The sequence below is a fragment of the Streptomyces sp. HUAS CB01 genome, from assembly GCF_030406905.1.
In the GTDB taxonomy this organism is placed as follows: Bacteria; Actinomycetota; Actinomycetes; order Streptomycetales; family Streptomycetaceae; genus Streptomyces; species Streptomyces chengbuensis.
Window position 1 is genome coordinate 5,778,224 of sequence record NZ_CP129137.1, and the last position, 16,777, is coordinate 5,795,000.

Here is a 16,777-nt window from a genome sequence, read left to right on the forward strand (position 1 = left end):
AGCAGCCGTCCGGCTCAGCGCTCCAGGGCGGCACGCCGGCTGCGGCGGAGCGCGGAGGGCGGTACGGCGCTCCGCGAGCCCGCCGTCACCGGGGCTCGCCCAACCAGCCCGTCTGGACCAGCGGCTTCCCTCGCTGGCGGGACACGAAGATGCCGCGTCCCGGAGGCATGGGCCGCATGCGGGCGCCGAGCACCTCGCCCTCCGTCGGGTCGCCGGAGAGCAGCAGGCCCTGGGCACCGAGTTCCATCATCCGCTGCAGGAACGGCTCGTACGCCGCGCGGCTCGCACCCGCCGCGTTGCGCGCGATGATGAAGCGGACACCGACGTCACGCGCGAAGGGCAGCTGCTCGGTGAGCTTGGCCAGCGGGTTCCCGCTCGACGTGGAAACGAGGTCGTAGTCGTCGACGACCACGAACACGTCCGGGCCCTGCCACCAGCTCCGGTCGCGGAGCTGCTGTGCCGTGACATCGGCGGACGGCGCGCGACGCTGCATCAGATCCGCCAGCGCGTCGACGTGGTGGTCCATGTTGTTCGACATCGGCACGTACTCGGCCAGGTGCGAGGCGGGGGTGACGTCGAGCAGGCCGCGCCGGTTGTCGATCACGAAGAACTTGGCGGCGTTCGCGTCGTACCGCTCCGTCAACTGCTTGATGAGCAGACGCAGCAGGTTCGACTTGCCGGACTCGCTCTCACCGAACACCAGGAAGAACGGATCGCGCTCGAAGTTGGCGAAGACCGGTTCCAGGTTGTTCTCGTCGATCGCGAAGGACACTCCGCGACCGGGCTCGGCGAACCCTGCCGGGAGCTGGTGACCGGGGAGCTCGCGCGGGAGCAGACGGACCTTCGGGGCGGTGGCGCCGGTCCAGTGGCGGCTGACCTCCTGCACCATCGCGGTGGTCGCTTCGGACAGATCGCTGTCGGAATGGATTCCGTCGATGCGCGGCACCGACGCCATGAAGTGCAGCTTCTCGGGAACCAGACCGCGACCGGGCACTCCCGGCGGCACGTTCATGGCGATCTTGCGATCCACCTCGGAGTCCATGGTGTCGCCCAGACGGAGTTCCAGGCGGTTCATCAGCTGGTCCTTGATGTTGGAGCGCACGTCCATCGACCGGGACGCCGTCAGGATGACGTGGATCCCGTAGCCCAGCCCGCGCACCGCCATGTCGACGACCGCCGACTCCAGCCCCTCGTAGTCCGTACGGAAGTTCCCCCACCCGTCGATCACCAGGAACACGTCCCCCCACGGCTGGTCCGCCACGGAGATGTCGCCGCGGGCCCGGAGCCTGCGGTAGGTGGCGATGGAGTCGACGCCCGCGCTGCGGAAGTACTCCTCGCGGCGCGTCATGATGCCGTACACCTCGGCCACCGTCCGCCGGACCTTCTCCGGGTCGAGACGTGAGGCGACACCCCCCACGTGCGGCAGGCCGGCGATCGACGACAGACCGCCGCCGCCGAAGTCGAGGCCGTAGAACTGCACTTCGTGCGGGGTGTGGGTGAGCGCGAAGCCCGCGATGATCGTCCGCAGCAGCGTCGACTTGCCGGACTGCGGGCCGCCGACGATCTGCATGTGGCCCGCCGCGCCGGAGAAGTCCCGGTAGAGCACGTCACGGCGCTGCTCGAACGGCTTGTCGACGACGCCGAGCGGGACGACGAGCTTGCCCGCGTTCTCGAAGCCCGGCTGCGTCAGCCCCCGTCCCTCCACCGGCCCCAGACCCGGCAGGAGTTCGTCCAGCGGGGGTGGGTTGTCCAGCGGCGGCAGCCACACCTGGTGGGCCTCCGCGCCGCGGCCCTCGAGCCGCCTCACGATCACGTCGAGCACCGAGTCGGCGAGCGCGTCGTCCTCGGCACCGCGCGCCTCGGGCACCGGCGCCCGCACCGCCGACTCGACGTAGCTGACCGGCACGGGAGCGGCGGTGAACGGCACGGGCCTGCGGTCCACGGGCAGCGGGCCGCCCGGGGTGACCGCCTGCTGTCCGTTCGCCCGGTACACCCCGGAGACGTACGCCGCCTTGAAGCGCACCATCTCGTCGGTGCCGAACTTCAGATAGCCCGAGCCGGGGACGTTGGGCAGGTGGTACGCGTCCGGCACGCCGATCGCGGCACGCGACTCGGCCGCCGAGAAAGTCCGCAGACCGACCCGGTACGACAGGTACGTCTCCAGGCCGCGCAGCCGCCCCTCCTCCAGGCGCTGCGACGCCAGCAGCAGATGGACGCCGAGGGATCGGCCGATGCGGCCGATCTGGACGAACATCTCGATGAAGTCGGGCTTGGCGGTGAGCAGTTCACTGAACTCGTCGATGACGAGCACGAGTGACGGGATGGGCTGCAGCGGCGCGCCCGCGGCCCGCGCCTTCTCGTAGTCGTGGATGTTGGCGTAGTTGCCGGCGTCGCGGAGCATCTCCTGCCGGCGGTTCAGCTCGCCGCGGATGGAGTCGCCCATCCGGTCGACCAGGGTGAGGTCGTCCGCCAGGTTGGTGATCACCGCGGCCACGTGCGGCATCTGCGACATTCCGGCGAAGGTCGCGCCGCCCTTGAAGTCCGCGAGGACGAAGTTGAGGGTCTCCGACGAGTGCGTCACGGCGAGACCGAGCACCAGGGTGCGCAGCAGCTCGGACTTGCCGGAACCGGTCGCGCCGACGCACAGACCGTGCGGACCCATGCCCTCCTGCGCGGCCTCCTTCAGGTCGAGCATGACCGGCGAGCCGTCCTCGCCCACACCGATCGGCACCCGCAGCCGCTCGGCCTGCGAACGGGGCCGCCAGGTGCGGCTGACGTCCACCGAGGCGGCGTCGCCGAGGTTGAGCAGATCCGTGAACTCGAGGTTGGCCAGCAGCGGTTCGTCGTCGTCCCCGCCCATGGCGACCCGCAGCGGGGCGAGTTGCCGGGCGAGCGCCTCGGCGGCCTCGACGCTCAGCCGGTCGGGAGTGCCGTCGTACACCAGGCCGTGCCCCGACTCCAGCCGCAGGGAGTCCGGGTGCACGACGACCGACAGTCCGCCGCGCGGGGCGTTCATCTCCCCCGGGACGATCTCGATCAGCGTCACGCCCTGCAGGCCCTCGGCGGCGGCCAGCGGCGACATCGGGGGCACGGAGCGGCCGTCGAGGACGACGACGAGGTGGGGCTGGTCGAGCAGCGGGTTCTGAGGGCCCTGGAAGCGCGGGCGTCCTTCGAGTCGGCTCGCGAGCATGTCCTGCAGGTCGCGGGCGTCGGTGGTGATGAGGCGCCGGCTGCCCGCGCCGTCGCCAGGGCCCTGGGCCTGCACGTGCGGGAGCCACTTGGCCCACTCCCAGTGCTCCGCCGCCGCGGGGTCGGCCGCGATCGCGACGACCAGGTCCTCGGGGGAGTGCAGGGAGGCGAGCGAACCGACCATCGCCCGCGCCGCGGAGCGCACCGACTCGGGCTCCCCGCTCACGGTCAGGTGGTAGAAGGCCCGCAGGGACACGGCCATCGGCAGGCCGTCCAGTGTGCTGTGCGCCGTGATGAACTTCTGCATCGCGCCCGCGGTCAGCGGCTCCAGCTCGTCCACGGGCGCCGTGTCCGGCGCCACCAGGGGAGTCGCCAGCTGCTGGCTGCCGAGCCCGATGCGCACCTGACCGAAGTCGTCGTCGGCGACCCGGCGTTCCCACACCCGGCTGCCCTCGGCCACGAGCGCCCACAGCTGCTCGGGCGACGGGTGCAGGTAGTACTGGGCGTCGCGCTGCAGCCGAGCGGTCCTGAGGACCGTACGCCGGGTCTGCGTCAGGTACTTGAGGTAGTCCCGCCGCAGTCCGGCGAGCTCTCCCTGGGTGCCTCGCCGGTAGCGCACCAGCATGGCGATCGCCATCGCCACGGTGGACGCGATCATCACCATGCCCATGATCCGCATGATGGGGTTCGGCGTCATGAAGAAGAAGACGACGGAACCGCCCATGCCGAGCATCGGCAGCAACTGCATGAGCGCGCCCTCCTGCTGCCCTCTCGGCAGCTCGGGCGGTGGTTGCAGCTGCACCTGCTCTCCGGGCACTTCGGACGGCAGGACCCGTGGTGGGCGCTTGACGACGATCTGACTCACAGCTCACCAATTCCCTTGCCGGACGGAAATGTTCCTATCGGCGCCCCCGTGGCGACGGGTTCCATCCGCGGGGAGGGATCCTACTTGCGCGGGGGTGCGGAGGCGGGCGGTAGGGTGGCCCGACGTGTTTGCACACACATGAACTACCGCAAAAAAAGGGTCATTCGGAACGCGGCTCCGGCCCTGCGGTCCATGCGAATCACGAGGGGATGCAGCAGGTGAGTATGACGGCCTCAGCGGCGGCCACCGGGACGGGCCAGCCGGCTCCCGCGACTCCGTCCGGCGGCGGCACCGGGTTCTGCCGGATCACGGTCGTCGCGCCGGACGGTCGCGTCGACGTGGCGTTGCCCGAGGACATCGCCCTCGCCGATCTCTACCCGGAGATCCTGCGGCTGTCGGGGCAGAGCCCCGCCGAGGGCGCCCCGGTGGGGTACCACCTGGTCCGCCGCGACGGCACCGTGCTCGACAGCGCGCGCTCCCTGCTCTCCCAGCGCATCCTCGACGGCGAGCTGCTCTCCCTGCGGCCCTTCGCCGACTCGCTGCCTCCGGCGGTCTTCGACGACGTCTCGGACGCCGTGGCGTCCGCGGTCGCCCGCGACCGCACGCTCTGGACCGACGGTCTGATGCGCGGCGCCGGACTCCTCGGCGGCTCGGCGCTGCTCGTGCTGCTCGCCTTCGTCCTGTGGTCGGCCGACCCGCGCCACGACACACACGGTCTGCCGGGCGTCCTGGCCGCGGTCGCCGGTGTGCTGCTCCTCGCCCTCGCATGTGTGCGCGCCCGGGTGTACACGGACCGCGGGTCCGCCGTCGCCCTCGGCATCGGCTCGATGGCGAACGCCGCCGTCGCCGGGGCCGGCCTGCTGCCGGTGGCGTCCGGCCAGGGCATCGGGCGGCTGCAGTTCCTGCTCGCGTGCGCCGCCGTGCTGGTGGTCTCGGTGATCCTGACGATGGTCGCCCCCGGCGGGGACGGGCCCTTCGTGGCGTTCGCCTTCGCCGCCGCCGTCGCCCTGATCGTCACCTTCGTCGCGATCACGACGGGGATGGAGCCGTCCGAGACCGCCGCGGTGTGCTCCCCGCTCGCGGTCGGGGCCCTGGCCTTCCTGCCGGGCCTGTCCACCCGCTTCGCCCGCCTCCCCGTCGGTTTCGAGCCCCCGCGCACCGCCGTCGGCGGTTACGGCGCCGACCCGGCCCCCCAGGGCCCGGTCGACGCCGAGCGCATCGCCGCCCAGGCCCGCCGCGGCCACGAACTGCTCGTCGGCCTCGTCGGCGGCTGCGCCCTGCTGGCCGTCGGCTCGGCCGCCGTGCTCGGCTTCTCCGACGACGTCTGGGGCCAGCTGCTCGCCCTGGCCACCGGCATCGCCATGCTGATGCGCGCCCATCTGTTCCGCTACACGGCGCAGGTCGGCTGCGCCCTGGCGGCCGGCCTGGGCTCGCTGGTCCTGCTCGGGCTCGGACTGTCCCTGAACCCGCCCACGGAGCTGGTCGTCGCCGCCCTGAAGGGTGACGGCACGAGCCTCGACATCCGTACGGTGTGGCTGTCCGCCGCGGTCGCCGGCGTCGGCGCAGTGATCACCGCCATCGGGCTGATCGTCCCGCGCAAGGGCGTCACCCCCTTCTGGGGCCGCTTCCTGGAGGTCGCGGAGACGTTCGTCCTGCTCACGCTCGTACCGCTGTGCCTGGCCGTGTTCGGCGTGTACCACTCCATCCGCGCGCTGACGTCCTGACCGGCCGCGCGGCCCCCGAGGCCCGCGACCGGGCGCCCGGCCGGGCGGCTGCCCGGCCGGGGTGCGGGAAGCTGGTACTCTGTGTGACGGCCGTTTGTGTACGCGCACCCGGAGCATCTGGGAGCAGCGCCCATCGTGCCTTCGCCTCCGAGTCACGGAAGCTCCCCTGAGACCAAGACCAGGGGCACTCGCAGGCGCATCGAACACCCAGAGGAGTACCGAGTGTCTCTCGACGCCGCCACGAAGAAGCAGATCATGTCCGAGTTCGGCACCAAGGAGGGCGACACCGGTTCCCCCGAGGTCCAGGTCGCACTGCTCTCCCGCCGCATCTCGGACCTGACCGAGCACCTCAAGACCCACAAGCACGACCACCACTCCCGCCGTGGTCTGCTGATCCTGGTCGGCCAGCGCCGCCGGCTGCTGCAGTACCTGGCCAAGAAGGACATCCAGCGCTTCCGTACGCTGGTCGACCGCCTCGGCATCCGCCGCGGTGCCGCCGGCGCCAAGTAAGACGCTGTGAAGGGAGCGGTTCCCACTTCCAGGGGGCCGCTCCCTTTGCTGTACGTGCGGAGTGTCACAGACGCTTTGTAGTCTGGTCGCACAACGCCATACGAAAACGGAATACCGAACGAGGAGGAGCGCTCCTCCGCCGCCGGTCCTCGGTAGTGGCCCCCGGAAGCCATGTCGACCGGGTGCTTCGATCGAAGACCGGCCCGCACGCAAGGCGCGCTTCTCCGCCACCGTCCTCCCGCCCTGCGGGCCGGGGGACGCAGACGAGGAGATATCGCTGGTGGAGAACGAGACCCACTACGCCGAAGCCGTCATCGACAACGGCTCCTTCGGCACCCGTACGATCCGCTTCGAGACGGGCCGACTGGCCAAGCAGGCCGCCGGCTCCGCCGTCGCGTACCTGGACGACGACACCATGGTGCTGTCGGCCACCACCGCGTCCAAGAACCCCAAGGACCAGCTGGACTTCTTCCCCCTGACGGTCGACGTCGAGGAGCGGATGTACGCCGCGGGCAAGATCCCCGGCTCCTTCTTCCGCCGTGAGGGCCGGCCGTCCGAGGACGCGATCCTGACCTGCCGCCTGATCGACCGGCCGCTGCGCCCCTCCTTCAAGAAGGGCCTGCGCAACGAGATCCAGATCGTCGAGACGATCATGGCGCTCAACCCCGACCACCTGTACGACGTGGTCGCGATCAACGCCGCCTCCTGCTCCACGCAGCTGGCCGGCCTGCCCTTCTCCGGCCCGATCGGCGGCACCCGTGTCGCGCTGATCAACGGCCAGTGGGTGGCCTTCCCGACCCACACCGAGCTCGAGGACGCCGTCTTCGACATGGTGGTCGCGGGGCGCGTCCTTGAGGACGGCGACGTCGCGATCATGATGGTCGAGGCCGAGGCCACCGAGAAGACGGTCGAGCTCGTCAAGGGCGGCGCCGAGGCGCCGACCGAGGAGGTCGTCGCCGCCGGTCTCGAGGCCGCGAAGCCCTTCATCAAGGTCCTGTGCAAGGCCCAGGCGGACCTCGCCGCGAAGGCTGCCAAGCCGACCGGTGAGTTCCCCGTCTTCCTCGAGTACCAGGACGACGTCCTGGAGGCGCTCACCGCCGCCGTCAAGAGCGAGCTCAGCCAGGCGCTCACCATCGCCGGCAAGCAGGAGCGCGAGGCCGAGCTCGACCGCGTGAAGGCGCTGGCCGCCGAGAAGCTGCTGCCGGAGTTCGAGGGCCGCGAGAAGGAGATCTCCGCCGCGTACCGTTCGCTGACCAAGTCCCTGGTCCGTGAGCGCGTCATCAAGGAGAAGAAGCGCATCGACGGCCGCGGCGTCACGGACATCCGTACGCTGGCCGCCGAGGTCGAGGCCATCCCGCGGGTTCACGGCTCGGCCCTGTTCGAGCGTGGCGAGACCCAGATCCTGGGCGTCACCACCCTGAACATGCTCCGCATGGAGCAGCAGCTGGACACCCTTTCCCCGGTGACCCGCAAGCGCTACATGCACAACTACAACTTCCCGCCGTACTCCGTCGGTGAGACGGGCCGTGTCGGTTCGCCGAAGCGCCGCGAGATCGGCCACGGCGCCCTCGCCGAGCGCGCGATCGTGCCGGTGCTCCCGAGCCGCGAGGAGTTCCCGTACGCGATCCGCCAGGTGTCCGAGGCCCTCGGCTCCAACGGCTCGACGTCCATGGGATCCGTCTGCGCCTCCACCATGTCGCTGCTGAACGCCGGTGTGCCGCTGAAGGCCCCCGTCGCCGGTATCGCCATGGGCCTGATCTCCCAGGAGATCGACGGCCAGACGCACTACGTCGCCCTCACCGACATCCTCGGTGCGGAGGACGCCTTCGGTGACATGGACTTCAAGGTCGCCGGCACCAAGGAGTTCGTCACCGCCCTCCAGCTCGACACCAAGCTGGACGGCATCCCGGCCTCCGTCCTGGCAGCGGCCCTCAAGCAGGCCCGCGACGCCCGCCTCCACATCCTCGACGTGATGATGGAAGCGATCGACACCCCGGACGAGATGTCCCCGAACGCCCCGCGGATCATCACCGTCAAGATCCCCGTGGACAAGATCGGCGAGGTCATCGGCCCCAAGGGCAAGATGATCAACCAGATCCAGGAGGACACCGGCGCCGAGATCACGATCGAGGACGACGGCACCATCTACATCGGTGCCGCCGACGGCCCGGCCGCCGAGGCCGCCCGCGCCACGATCAACGGCATCGCCAACCCGACCATGCCGGAGGTCGGCGAGCGCTACCTGGGCACGGTCGTCAAGACCACCACCTTCGGTGCGTTCGTCTCCCTGCTCCCGGGCAAGGACGGCCTGCTGCACATCTCGCAGATCCGCAAGCTCGCCGGCGGCAAGCGCGTGGAGAACGTCGAGGACGTCGTGGGCGTGGGCCAGAAGGTCCAGGTCGAGATCGCCGAGATCGACCAGCGCGGCAAGCTGTCCCTCATCCCCGTGATCGAGGGCGAGGACGGCGCGGACGACGAGAAGAAGGACGACACCGACAAGTGACGTCCCGTAGTGCCAGGACGACGGCCCGCACCTCCTCGGAGGCGCGGGCCGTCGCCCGTACCCAAACGCTTCTCCGGGGCGAGCACGGCATCGGCACGGTGCGCAAGACCACCCTGCCGGGCGGTCTGCGCATCGTGACCGAGACCCTGCCGTCCGTACGCTCCGCCACCTTCGGCATCTGGGCCCACGTCGGCTCGCGCGACGAGACCCCCTCGCTGAACGGCGCGACCCACTACCTGGAGCACCTTCTCTTCAAGGGCACGCGCAAGCGTTCGGCCCTCGACATCTCCGCCGCGATCGACGCGGTCGGCGGCGAGATGAACGCCTTCACGGCGAAGGAGTACACCTGCTACTACGCGCGGGTCCTCGACACGGACCTGCCGCTGGCGATCGACGTCGTGTGCGACATGCTCACCGGCTCGCTGATCCTCGACGAGGACGTGGACGCCGAGCGCGGTGTCATCCTCGAGGAGATCGCGATGACGGAGGACGACCCCGGTGACGTCGTGCACGACCTGTTCGCACGCACCATGTTCGGCGACACCCCCCTCGGCCGCCCCGTGCTCGGCACCGTCGACACGATCAACGCGCTGAACCGCCCGCAGATCGCCCGCTTCTACCGCAAGCACTACGACCCGACCCACCTGGTCGTCGCCGCCGCGGGCAACATCGACCACGCCACCGTGGTGCGCCAGGTCCGCAGGGCCTTCGAGCAGGCCGGTGCCCTGACCCGGACGGACGCCAGGCCGGTCGCCCCGCGTGACGGCCTGCGGAAGCTGCGCACCGCGGGCCGTGTGGAGGTCCTCGACCGCCGTACCGAGCAGGCGCACGTCGTCCTCGGCATGCCCGGCCTCGCCAGGACCGACGAGCGGCGCTGGGCGCTCGGCGTGCTGAACACGGCTCTGGGCGGCGGCATGTCCTCGCGGCTCTTCCAGGAGGTCCGCGAGAAGCGCGGCCTCGCGTACAGCGTGTACTCGTACACCTCGGGCTTCGCCGACTGCGGACTCTTCGGCGTCTACGCGGGCTGCCGGCCCAGCCAGGTCCACGACGTGCTGAAGATCTGCCGCAACGAGCTCGACCGCGTCGCCAACGAGGGGCTCGCCGACGACGAGATCGACCGGGCCGTCGGCCAGCTCTCCGGCTCCACCGTCCTCGGCCTGGAGGACACCGGCGCGCTCATGAACCGCATCGGCAAGAGCGAGCTGTGCTGGGGCGCCCAGATGTCCGTCGACGACATGCTGGCGAACATAGCCGCCGTCACGCCCGACGACGTCCGCGCTGTCGCCCGGGAGGTCCTGGGACAGCGGCCGTCGCTGTCGGTGATCGGCCCGCTGAAGGACAAGCAGGCCGACCGCCTGCACGAATCGGTCTCGTAGTCCCGCTGTCCCCGCTGTCCCCGCTGTCCCCGTCGTCCCGTAGAGAGAGCAGAGCAATGAGCAAGCTGCGCGTGGCCGTCCTCGGCGCCAAGGGCCGCATCGGCGCCGAGGCCGTGCGAGCCGTCGAAGCCGCCGACGACCTGGAACTGGTCGCGGCGCTGGGCCGGGGGGACAAGCTGGAGACCCTCGTCGAGACCGGCGCCCAGGTGGCCGTCGAACTGACCACCCCCGCCTCGGTGATGGGCAACCTCGACTTCTGCGTGCGTCACGGCATCCACGCCGTCGTCGGCACCACCGGCTGGACCGACGAGCGCCTGACGCATCTGCGGACCTCGCTCGCGGCCTCGCCGGAGACCGGTGTGCTGATCGCGCCCAACTTCTCCATCGGCGCCGTCCTCACCATGAAGTTCGCCGCCCAGGCCGCCCGCTGGTTCGAGTCGGTCGAGGTCGTGGAGCTGCACCACCCGAACAAGGCGGACGCTCCCTCCGGCACCGCCACCCGCACGGCCCAGCTCATCGCGGCGGCACGCGCCGAGGCCGGCTGCGCCCCGCAGCCCGACGCCACCGTGACCGGCCTCGACGGCGCGCGCGGGGCGGACGTCGACGGGGTGCCGGTGCACGCCGTACGACTGCGTGGCCTGCTCGCCCACCAGGAGGTGCTGCTCGGCGGCGAGGGCGAGACCCTCACCATCCGCCACGACTCCCTGCACCACAGCAGCTTCATGCCGGGCATCCTGCTCGGGGTGCGCCGCGTGGTGGACACGCCCGGGCTGACCTTCGGCCTCGAGAACTACCTCGACCTCGGCTGAGGACCCCGTGCGCGCCAAGATCACCTACTTCGTCACGGCTGCCGTCCTGGTCGTCTACTTCGTCCTGGTCGGCAGTCGGGGCGTGCTGCTCATCGAGCAGGGCACCCTGCTCACCGTGACCTTCGGCGTGGCGGTGCTGATCCTGCCGCTGATCGGTCTGTGGTTCCTCTGGAAGAACACCCAGTTCGTCAGGAAGGCCAACGCCCTGGCCGCGGAACTGGACGCCGAGGGCGGACTGCCGGAGGACGAACTCGTCCGTACGCCCGGCGGGCGCATCGACCGCGACTCCGCCGACGCCGTCTTCGCCAAGCGCCGTGCCGAGACGGAGGACACGCCGGACGACTGGCGCTGCTGGTTCCGGCTCGCGGTCGCCTACCACGACGCGAGGGACACCCCGCGGGCCCGCAAGGCGATGCAGCGTGCGATCGCGCTCCACGAGGGACGGCCGTTCGGGGCCTGACACCTCTCCTCGCCCGCAGTCCGGCCGGTCGGCGGGCTTGTTCCGGCCCGGGACCCGCTTGTGCTGCGGTATGCGGCGGCCCGGGCCGGCTCGGCCTCGTGCGGCACGGGGCGGCGCTTCGGCCCGGGGCCGCGCGTGTCCGGATGCGGCGGGGCCGTTCCCTGCCGGACACGAGAGCGGCCCGGGCGCACCCGGGCCGCTCTCGTGATGGGGAAGGCTCGTGAGACGAGGTGGAGACCGGCTCAGCGGTCCGGGCCGTACTCCGTGCCCCACGCCTCGATGGTGTCCGCCGCGCGGTCGAAGGCCTCGACGCGCGACAGGAAGTCCCCGTTGTGGTCGGTGAGCAGCGTGACCGGCTCGTCGCCGTCGCGTACGAGGATCAGCGCCTGCCCCTGGACCGTCCGCGGCAGCCCGAGCCACCGAACCGGCTGCTGCGCGGTCCGCAGGGCCTTCACCTTCGCCCACGGCAGGGTGGTGGTCGAGAACATCGCCACGTGCCGCAGCCCGTGCCGGCTGACCCAGGTGCCCATGCGCAGGATCCGCAGTGCCCCGCAGATGAGCAGGGCGGCGATGCCGATGCAGACCGCCGCTCCGGGCAGTGCCCCGGCGAAAGCGATGATCATGGCTGCGAGCAGCACGAACGAGGCCAGCAACAGGAGCAGGGCTGCCCCGGCGACCCGCCAGGGGCCCGGACGGTACGGACGTCGCCACAGATCATGATCGTCGAACGGCAGTGCGACATCGTCCGCGGCGTCAAAGGCACGGTCCGCCGTCAGAAAGGGCAGGGGCACGGCTGGTCCTCACTCGTCACCACTTTGGGGCTGTGACCGGTGAGGCTACCGAGGCGACCAGCGACCGGCCACCCCAGGGGGGCCATGGGGGTGCTTCCCGGGACCTGCCGACCGGCCGGGACCGGCGAGAGCGGGCGTCAGCGGTTCTCGGACTGCTGCGCCTGGCTGGGGGCCTTGGGCGAGACCGGTGATTCCAGTGCCGGGAGCCCGAAGAGCAGGGACCCGACCAGCCCGGCCACCACGGTCAGGCCGATCAGGGTGCGGCCCGCGAGCTGGGACGCGCTGGGCCGCCGCCGGGGCGGCGGGGCGACGTTGCTGCGGAAGCGGTCGGCCTCGGCGACGAACGCGAACGGAACGGCTTCTCGCCGGCGGAACATGGGAGCGAGCCCCCTTCGGGGTGTGTGACGAAACGTGGCTACTGGTACAGACGCGTATAACCGGAGTTTGGTGCCCGAATCCAGCGAATCGGCGGGGAGGAACCGGGACGGTCCGCCCCCGCTGATCGTTGTAACGAGCGACCGTAGAGAATGGGCGCCGCCCGTGCGACGCGACTGGAAGGACCCCCGCCGGTGACCCGGAACCCCGACGACATCAAGCCCAGCTTCCGCAGCGATGTCACCGTCGAGCTGGTGAAGCACACCGCCGGCGACTCCGACGTGCTGTGGGCGGCCCGGGTCTCCACCGCGGGCGAGCAGTCGCTCGAGGAGCTCTCCAAGGACCCGGAGCGCTCGAAGGGCCTGATCAACTACCTGATGCGGGACCGTCACGGCAGCCCCTTCGAGCACAACTCGATGACCTTCTTCATCAGCGCCCCGATCTTCGTCTTCCGCGAGTTCATGCGGCACCGCGTCGGCTGGTCGTACAACGAGGAGTCCGGTCGGTACCGGGAGCTCCAGCCGGTCTTCTACGTGCCGGACGAGTCGCGCAAGCTCGTGCAGGAGGGCCGCCCCGGCAAGTACGTCTTCGTGGAGGGCACCCAGGCCCAGCAGGAGCTGACCGGCCGGGTGATGGAGGACGCGTACCGCCAGGCGTACGAGGCGTACCAGGAGATGCTCGACGCGGGTGTGGCCCGCGAGGTCGCCCGCTCGGTCCTGCCCGTCGGTCTGTACTCGTCGATGTACGCGACCTGCAACGCCCGCTCGCTGATGCACTTCCTGGGTCTGCGCACCCAGCACGAGATGGCCAGGGTCCCGTCCTTCCCGCAGCGGGAGATCGAGATGGTCGGCGAGCGGATGGAGGAGCACTGGGCCAAGCTCATGCCCCTGACCTACGCGGCCTTCAATGCCAACGGTCGGGTGGCCCCGTAGGGCACAGATGTACGGTCAGCCTTACTCGGTGTCCGTATTGCGGCGTTTCGAGAAGTTCATCTAGGCTGATCAAACGGACCCGGCACTGCTTGAACCCCCGAGCAGGCAGTGCCGGGCTCCACTGAGCAGGGATACGTCACGTCCCCCAAGGGGACCCTCCGCGCAGAGCAGCGAGTAGCGTGTTACCCATGGCACCGATCTCGACTCCGCAGACCCCCTTCGGGCGGGTCCTCACCGCCATGGTCACGCCGTTCACGGCGGACGGCGCGCTCGACCTCGACGGCGCGCAGCGGCTCGCCACCCACCTGGTGGACGCAGGCAACGACGGCCTGATCATCAACGGCACCACCGGTGAGTCCCCGACCACCAGCAATGCGGAGAAAGACCAGCTCGTCCGGGCCGTCCTCGAGGCCGTCGGCGACCGGGCGCATGTGGTCGCCGGGGTCGGGACCAACGACACCCGCCACAGCATCGAGCTGGCACGTGCCGCCGAGCGCGCCGGCGCGCACGGCCTGCTGGCCGTCACCCCGTACTACAACAAGCCCCCGCAGGAGGGCCTGCTCCGGCACTTCACGGCCATCGCCGACAGCACCGGACTCCCGGTGATGCTGTACGACATCCCCGGTCGCAGCGGCGTCCCGATCGACACCGAGACGATCGTGCGCCTGGCCGACCACCCGCGGATCGTCGCGAACAAGGACGCGAAGGGCGACCTCGGCCGTGCCAGCTGGGCCATCGCCCGCAGCGGACTCGCCTGGTACTCCGGCGACGACATGCTCAACCTGCCGCTGCTGTCCGTCGGCGCCATCGGCTTCGTCTCCGTGGTCGGCCACGTCGTCACCCCGGAGCTCCGCGCCCTGGTCGACGCCTACACCGCGGGCGAGGTGCAGAAGGCGACCGAGATCCACCAGAAGCTGCTCCCGGTCTTCACCGGCATGTTCCGCACCCAGGGCGTCATCACCACCAAGGCCGCGCTCGCCCTGCAGGGCCTGCCCGCCGGCCCGCTGCGGCTCCCGCTCGTCGAGCTCGGTGAGGCCGAGACCGCCCAGTTGAAGATCGACCTCGCGGCCGGCGGGGTACAGCTGTAACCACAGACTTCACAACTGAATAAGTCCAACTGAATACGAACGACCGGACAACAACAGCAAGTGCACGAATGTCATGCGCGCCACGTGCCCAAGCGGTACGTGGCGCGCGTCGTGAGGAGAGTCTTTTGAGTCATCCGCATCCCGAACTCGGCGCTCCGCCGAAGCTCCCCAAGGGTGGCCTGCGCGTCACACCGCTCGGCGGTCTCGGCGAGATCGGCCGCAACATGACCGTGTTCGAGTACGGCGGCCGTCTCCTGGTCGTCGACTGCGGCGTCCTCTTCCCCGAGGAGGAGCAGCCCGGTGTGGACCTGATCCTGCCGGACTTCACCACCCTCGTGGACCGACTCGACGACGTCGAGGGCATCGTGCTCACGCACGGTCACGAGGACCACATCGGTGGTGTGCCGTATCTGCTCCGCCTCAAGCCGGACATCCCGCTGATCGGCTCCAAGCTGACCCTCGCCCTGATCGAGGCCAAGCTCCAGGAGCACCGCATCCGTCCGTACACCCTGCAGGTCGCGGAGGGGCAGCGCGAGCACGTCGGCCCCTTCGACTGCGAGTTCATCGCGGTCAACCACTCCATCCCGGACGCGCTCGCGGTCGCCATCCGCACCCCCGCGGGGACGGTCGTGCACACGGGCGACTTCAAGATGGACCAGCTCCCGATGGACGGTCGCCTGACGGACCTGCACGCCTTCGCGCGCCTGAGCGAGGAGGGCATCGACCTCCTGCTGTCCGACTCGACCAACGCCGAGGTCCCCGGCTTCGTCCCCGCGGAGCGGGACATCTCGAACGTGCTGCGCGGCGTGTTCGCCAACGCCACGAAGCGCATCATCGTCGCCAGTTTCGCCAGCCACATCCACCGTGTGCAGCAGATCCTTGACGCGGCCCACGAATACGGCCGCAAGGTCGCCTTCGTCGGCCGCTCCATGGTCCGCAACATGGGCATCGCCCGCGATCTCGGATACCTAAGGGTGCCGGCCGGGCTCGTCGTGGACGTCAAGACGCTCGACGACCTGCCCGACGAGAAGGTCGTGCTGATCTGTACCGGTTCGCAGGGCGAGCCGATGGCGGCGCTGTCCCGCATGGCGAACCGGGACCACCAGATCCGGATCGTGCAGGGCGACACGGTGATCCTGGCGTCCTCGCTGATCCCGGGCAACGAGAACGCGGTGTACCGCGTGATCAACGGGCTCAGCCGCTGGGGCGCGAACGTCGTCCACAAGGGCAACGCCAAGGTCCACGTCTCGGGCCACGCCTCGGCCGGCGAGCTGCTGTACTTCTACAACATCTGCCGGCCGAAGAACCTCATGCCGGTCCACGGCGAGTGGCGCCACCTCCGCGCCAACGCCGAGCTCGGAGCCCTCACCGGCATCCCCAAGGACCACATCGTGATCGCCGAGGACGGCGTCGTCGTCGACCTGGTCGACGGCAAGGCCAGGATCAGCGGCAAGGTCCAGGCGGGGTACGTGTACGTCGACGGCCTCTCCGTCGGCGATGTCACCGAGGCCTCCCTGAAGGACCGCCGCATCCTCGGCGAGGAAGGCATCATCTCGGTCTTCGTGGTGGTCGACTCGACGACCGGGAAGGTCGTGGGCGGGCCGAACGTCCACTCCCGCGGATCCGGTATCGAGGACGCTGCCTTCGACGCGGTGATGCCCAAGATCGAGGAAGCCATCCAGAAGTCCGGCGCCGATGGCGTCGCCGAACCCCACCAGCTGCAGCAGCTGATCCGCCGCACGATCGGCAAGTGGGTCTCCGACACCTACCGCCGCCGGCCGATGATCCTGCCGGTCGTCGTGGAGGTCTGACGGCTCGTCGACTGTGCCCGGAGCGGGGCGGCCCTCGATTTGCATCGGGCCGCCCCGCTCCAGTACGTTGGCGTCTCCGCCCGAGGGAAACCCGACGCACTGGTGTGCGCTCGAAAGGTCTTCACAACGGGCCGGGAAATCCGACTCAGAATCTCTGATAAAGTCGGATGCGCCGAAAGGCAGTCGAAAGACAAAAGGCCCTCCAACGGCCACCGGAAATGAATTCCGAACCGGGAACGGAACGGAAAACGGATCTGGTAGGGTTGGAAACACCGAAGGGAAGCGCCCGGAGGAAAGCCCGAGAGAATGTTCTGCGGGTGAGTACGAAGGAAGCGTCCGTTCCT

General features: G+C 70.1%; 12 protein-coding genes. 9 read left to right on the forward strand and 3 right to left on the reverse strand.

Annotation, left to right across the window (positions count from 1 at the left end; all coding sequences use genetic code 11):
* Positions 1-85: 85 nt before the first annotated feature.
* Positions 86-4,054 carry a type VII secretion protein EccCa gene (eccCa, locus tag QRN89_RS25605; protein WP_290351715.1) on the reverse strand — a complete coding sequence of 1,323 codons (3,969 nt, stop codon included), beginning with the start codon at positions 4,052-4,054 and terminating at the stop codon, positions 86-88.
* Positions 4,055-4,278: 224 nt separating this feature from the next.
* On the opposite strand from eccCa, the gene eccD reads away from it, so the two are divergent.
* The 6 genes from eccD to QRN89_RS25635 all read left to right on the forward strand — a co-directional run bounded on the left by eccD (position 4,279) and on the right by QRN89_RS25635 (position 11,436).
* On the forward strand, positions 4,279-5,778 hold the full coding sequence (gene eccD / locus QRN89_RS25610) for a type VII secretion integral membrane protein EccD (RefSeq protein ID WP_290351716.1): 1,500 nt from the start codon (positions 4,279-4,281) through the stop codon (positions 5,776-5,778).
* A 222-nt stretch (positions 5,779-6,000) separates the two neighbouring features.
* A complete protein-coding gene (gene rpsO / locus QRN89_RS25615) occupies positions 6,001-6,288 on the forward strand; it encodes a 30S ribosomal protein S15 (protein WP_059415298.1) in 288 nt (95 codons plus the stop codon).
* A 280-nt stretch (positions 6,289-6,568) separates the two neighbouring features.
* Entirely contained in the window at positions 6,569-8,791 is a 2,223-nt protein-coding gene (locus QRN89_RS25620) for a polyribonucleotide nucleotidyltransferase (protein ID WP_290351717.1), read from the forward strand.
* On the forward strand, positions 8,788-10,167 hold the full coding sequence (locus QRN89_RS25625) for a M16 family metallopeptidase (protein ID WP_290351718.1): 1,380 nt from the start codon (positions 8,788-8,790) through the stop codon (positions 10,165-10,167). The genes QRN89_RS25620 and QRN89_RS25625 overlap by 4 nt, the downstream gene beginning before the upstream one ends.
* Positions 10,168-10,223: 56 nt before the next feature.
* On the forward strand, positions 10,224-10,976 hold the full coding sequence (gene dapB / locus QRN89_RS25630) for a 4-hydroxy-tetrahydrodipicolinate reductase (protein WP_290351719.1): 753 nt from the start codon (positions 10,224-10,226) through the stop codon (positions 10,974-10,976).
* Between the two features lie 7 nt (positions 10,977-10,983).
* Complete coding sequence (locus tag QRN89_RS25635) at positions 10,984-11,436, forward strand: tetratricopeptide repeat protein (RefSeq protein WP_290351720.1); 453 nt, start codon at positions 10,984-10,986, stop codon at positions 11,434-11,436.
* A 242-nt stretch (positions 11,437-11,678) separates the two neighbouring features.
* On the opposite strand, the gene QRN89_RS25640 is transcribed toward QRN89_RS25635, so the two are convergent.
* Entirely contained in the window at positions 11,679-12,227 is a 549-nt protein-coding gene (locus QRN89_RS25640) for an SCO5741 family PH domain-containing membrane protein (protein WP_290351721.1), read from the reverse strand.
* Positions 12,228-12,364: 137 nt separating this feature from the next.
* Complete coding sequence (locus tag QRN89_RS25645) at positions 12,365-12,604, reverse strand: hypothetical protein (RefSeq protein WP_290351722.1); 240 nt, start codon at positions 12,602-12,604, stop codon at positions 12,365-12,367.
* A gap of 150 nt (positions 12,605-12,754) precedes the next feature.
* On the opposite strand from QRN89_RS25645, the gene thyX reads away from it, so the two are divergent.
* The 3 genes from thyX to QRN89_RS25660 all read left to right on the forward strand — a co-directional run bounded on the left by thyX (position 12,755) and on the right by QRN89_RS25660 (position 16,433).
* Positions 12,755-13,534 (forward strand): FAD-dependent thymidylate synthase, encoded by a 780-nt coding sequence (gene thyX, locus QRN89_RS25650; protein WP_384073689.1) that lies wholly within the window; start codon positions 12,755-12,757, stop codon positions 13,532-13,534.
* Between the two features lie 188 nt (positions 13,535-13,722).
* Positions 13,723-14,622 (forward strand): 4-hydroxy-tetrahydrodipicolinate synthase, encoded by a 900-nt coding sequence (gene dapA / locus QRN89_RS25655; RefSeq protein ID WP_290351724.1) that lies wholly within the window; start codon positions 13,723-13,725, stop codon positions 14,620-14,622.
* 125 nt (positions 14,623-14,747) lie between these two features.
* Complete coding sequence (locus tag QRN89_RS25660; protein ID WP_290351725.1) at positions 14,748-16,433, forward strand: ribonuclease J; 1,686 nt, start codon at positions 14,748-14,750, stop codon at positions 16,431-16,433.
* Positions 16,434-16,777: the final 344 nt, after the last annotated feature.

Excerpts from the sequence above, each read along its gene's own strand:
- dapB (WP_290351719.1), top strand. The coding sequence starts at position 10,224 with ATGAGCAAGCTGCGCGTGGCCGTCCTCGGCGCCAAGGGCCGCATCGGC.
- eccD (WP_290351716.1), top strand. The coding sequence starts at position 4,279 with ATGACGGCCTCAGCGGCGGCCACCGGGACGGGCCAGCCGGCTCCCGCG.
- thyX (WP_384073689.1), top strand. The coding sequence starts at position 12,755 with ATGGGCGCCGCCCGTGCGACGCGACTGGAAGGACCCCCGCCGGTGACC.
- QRN89_RS25645 (WP_290351722.1), bottom strand. The coding sequence starts at position 12,604 with ATGTTCCGCCGGCGAGAAGCCGTTCCGTTCGCGTTCGTCGCCGAGGCC.
- dapA (WP_290351724.1), top strand. The coding sequence starts at position 13,723 with ATGGCACCGATCTCGACTCCGCAGACCCCCTTCGGGCGGGTCCTCACC.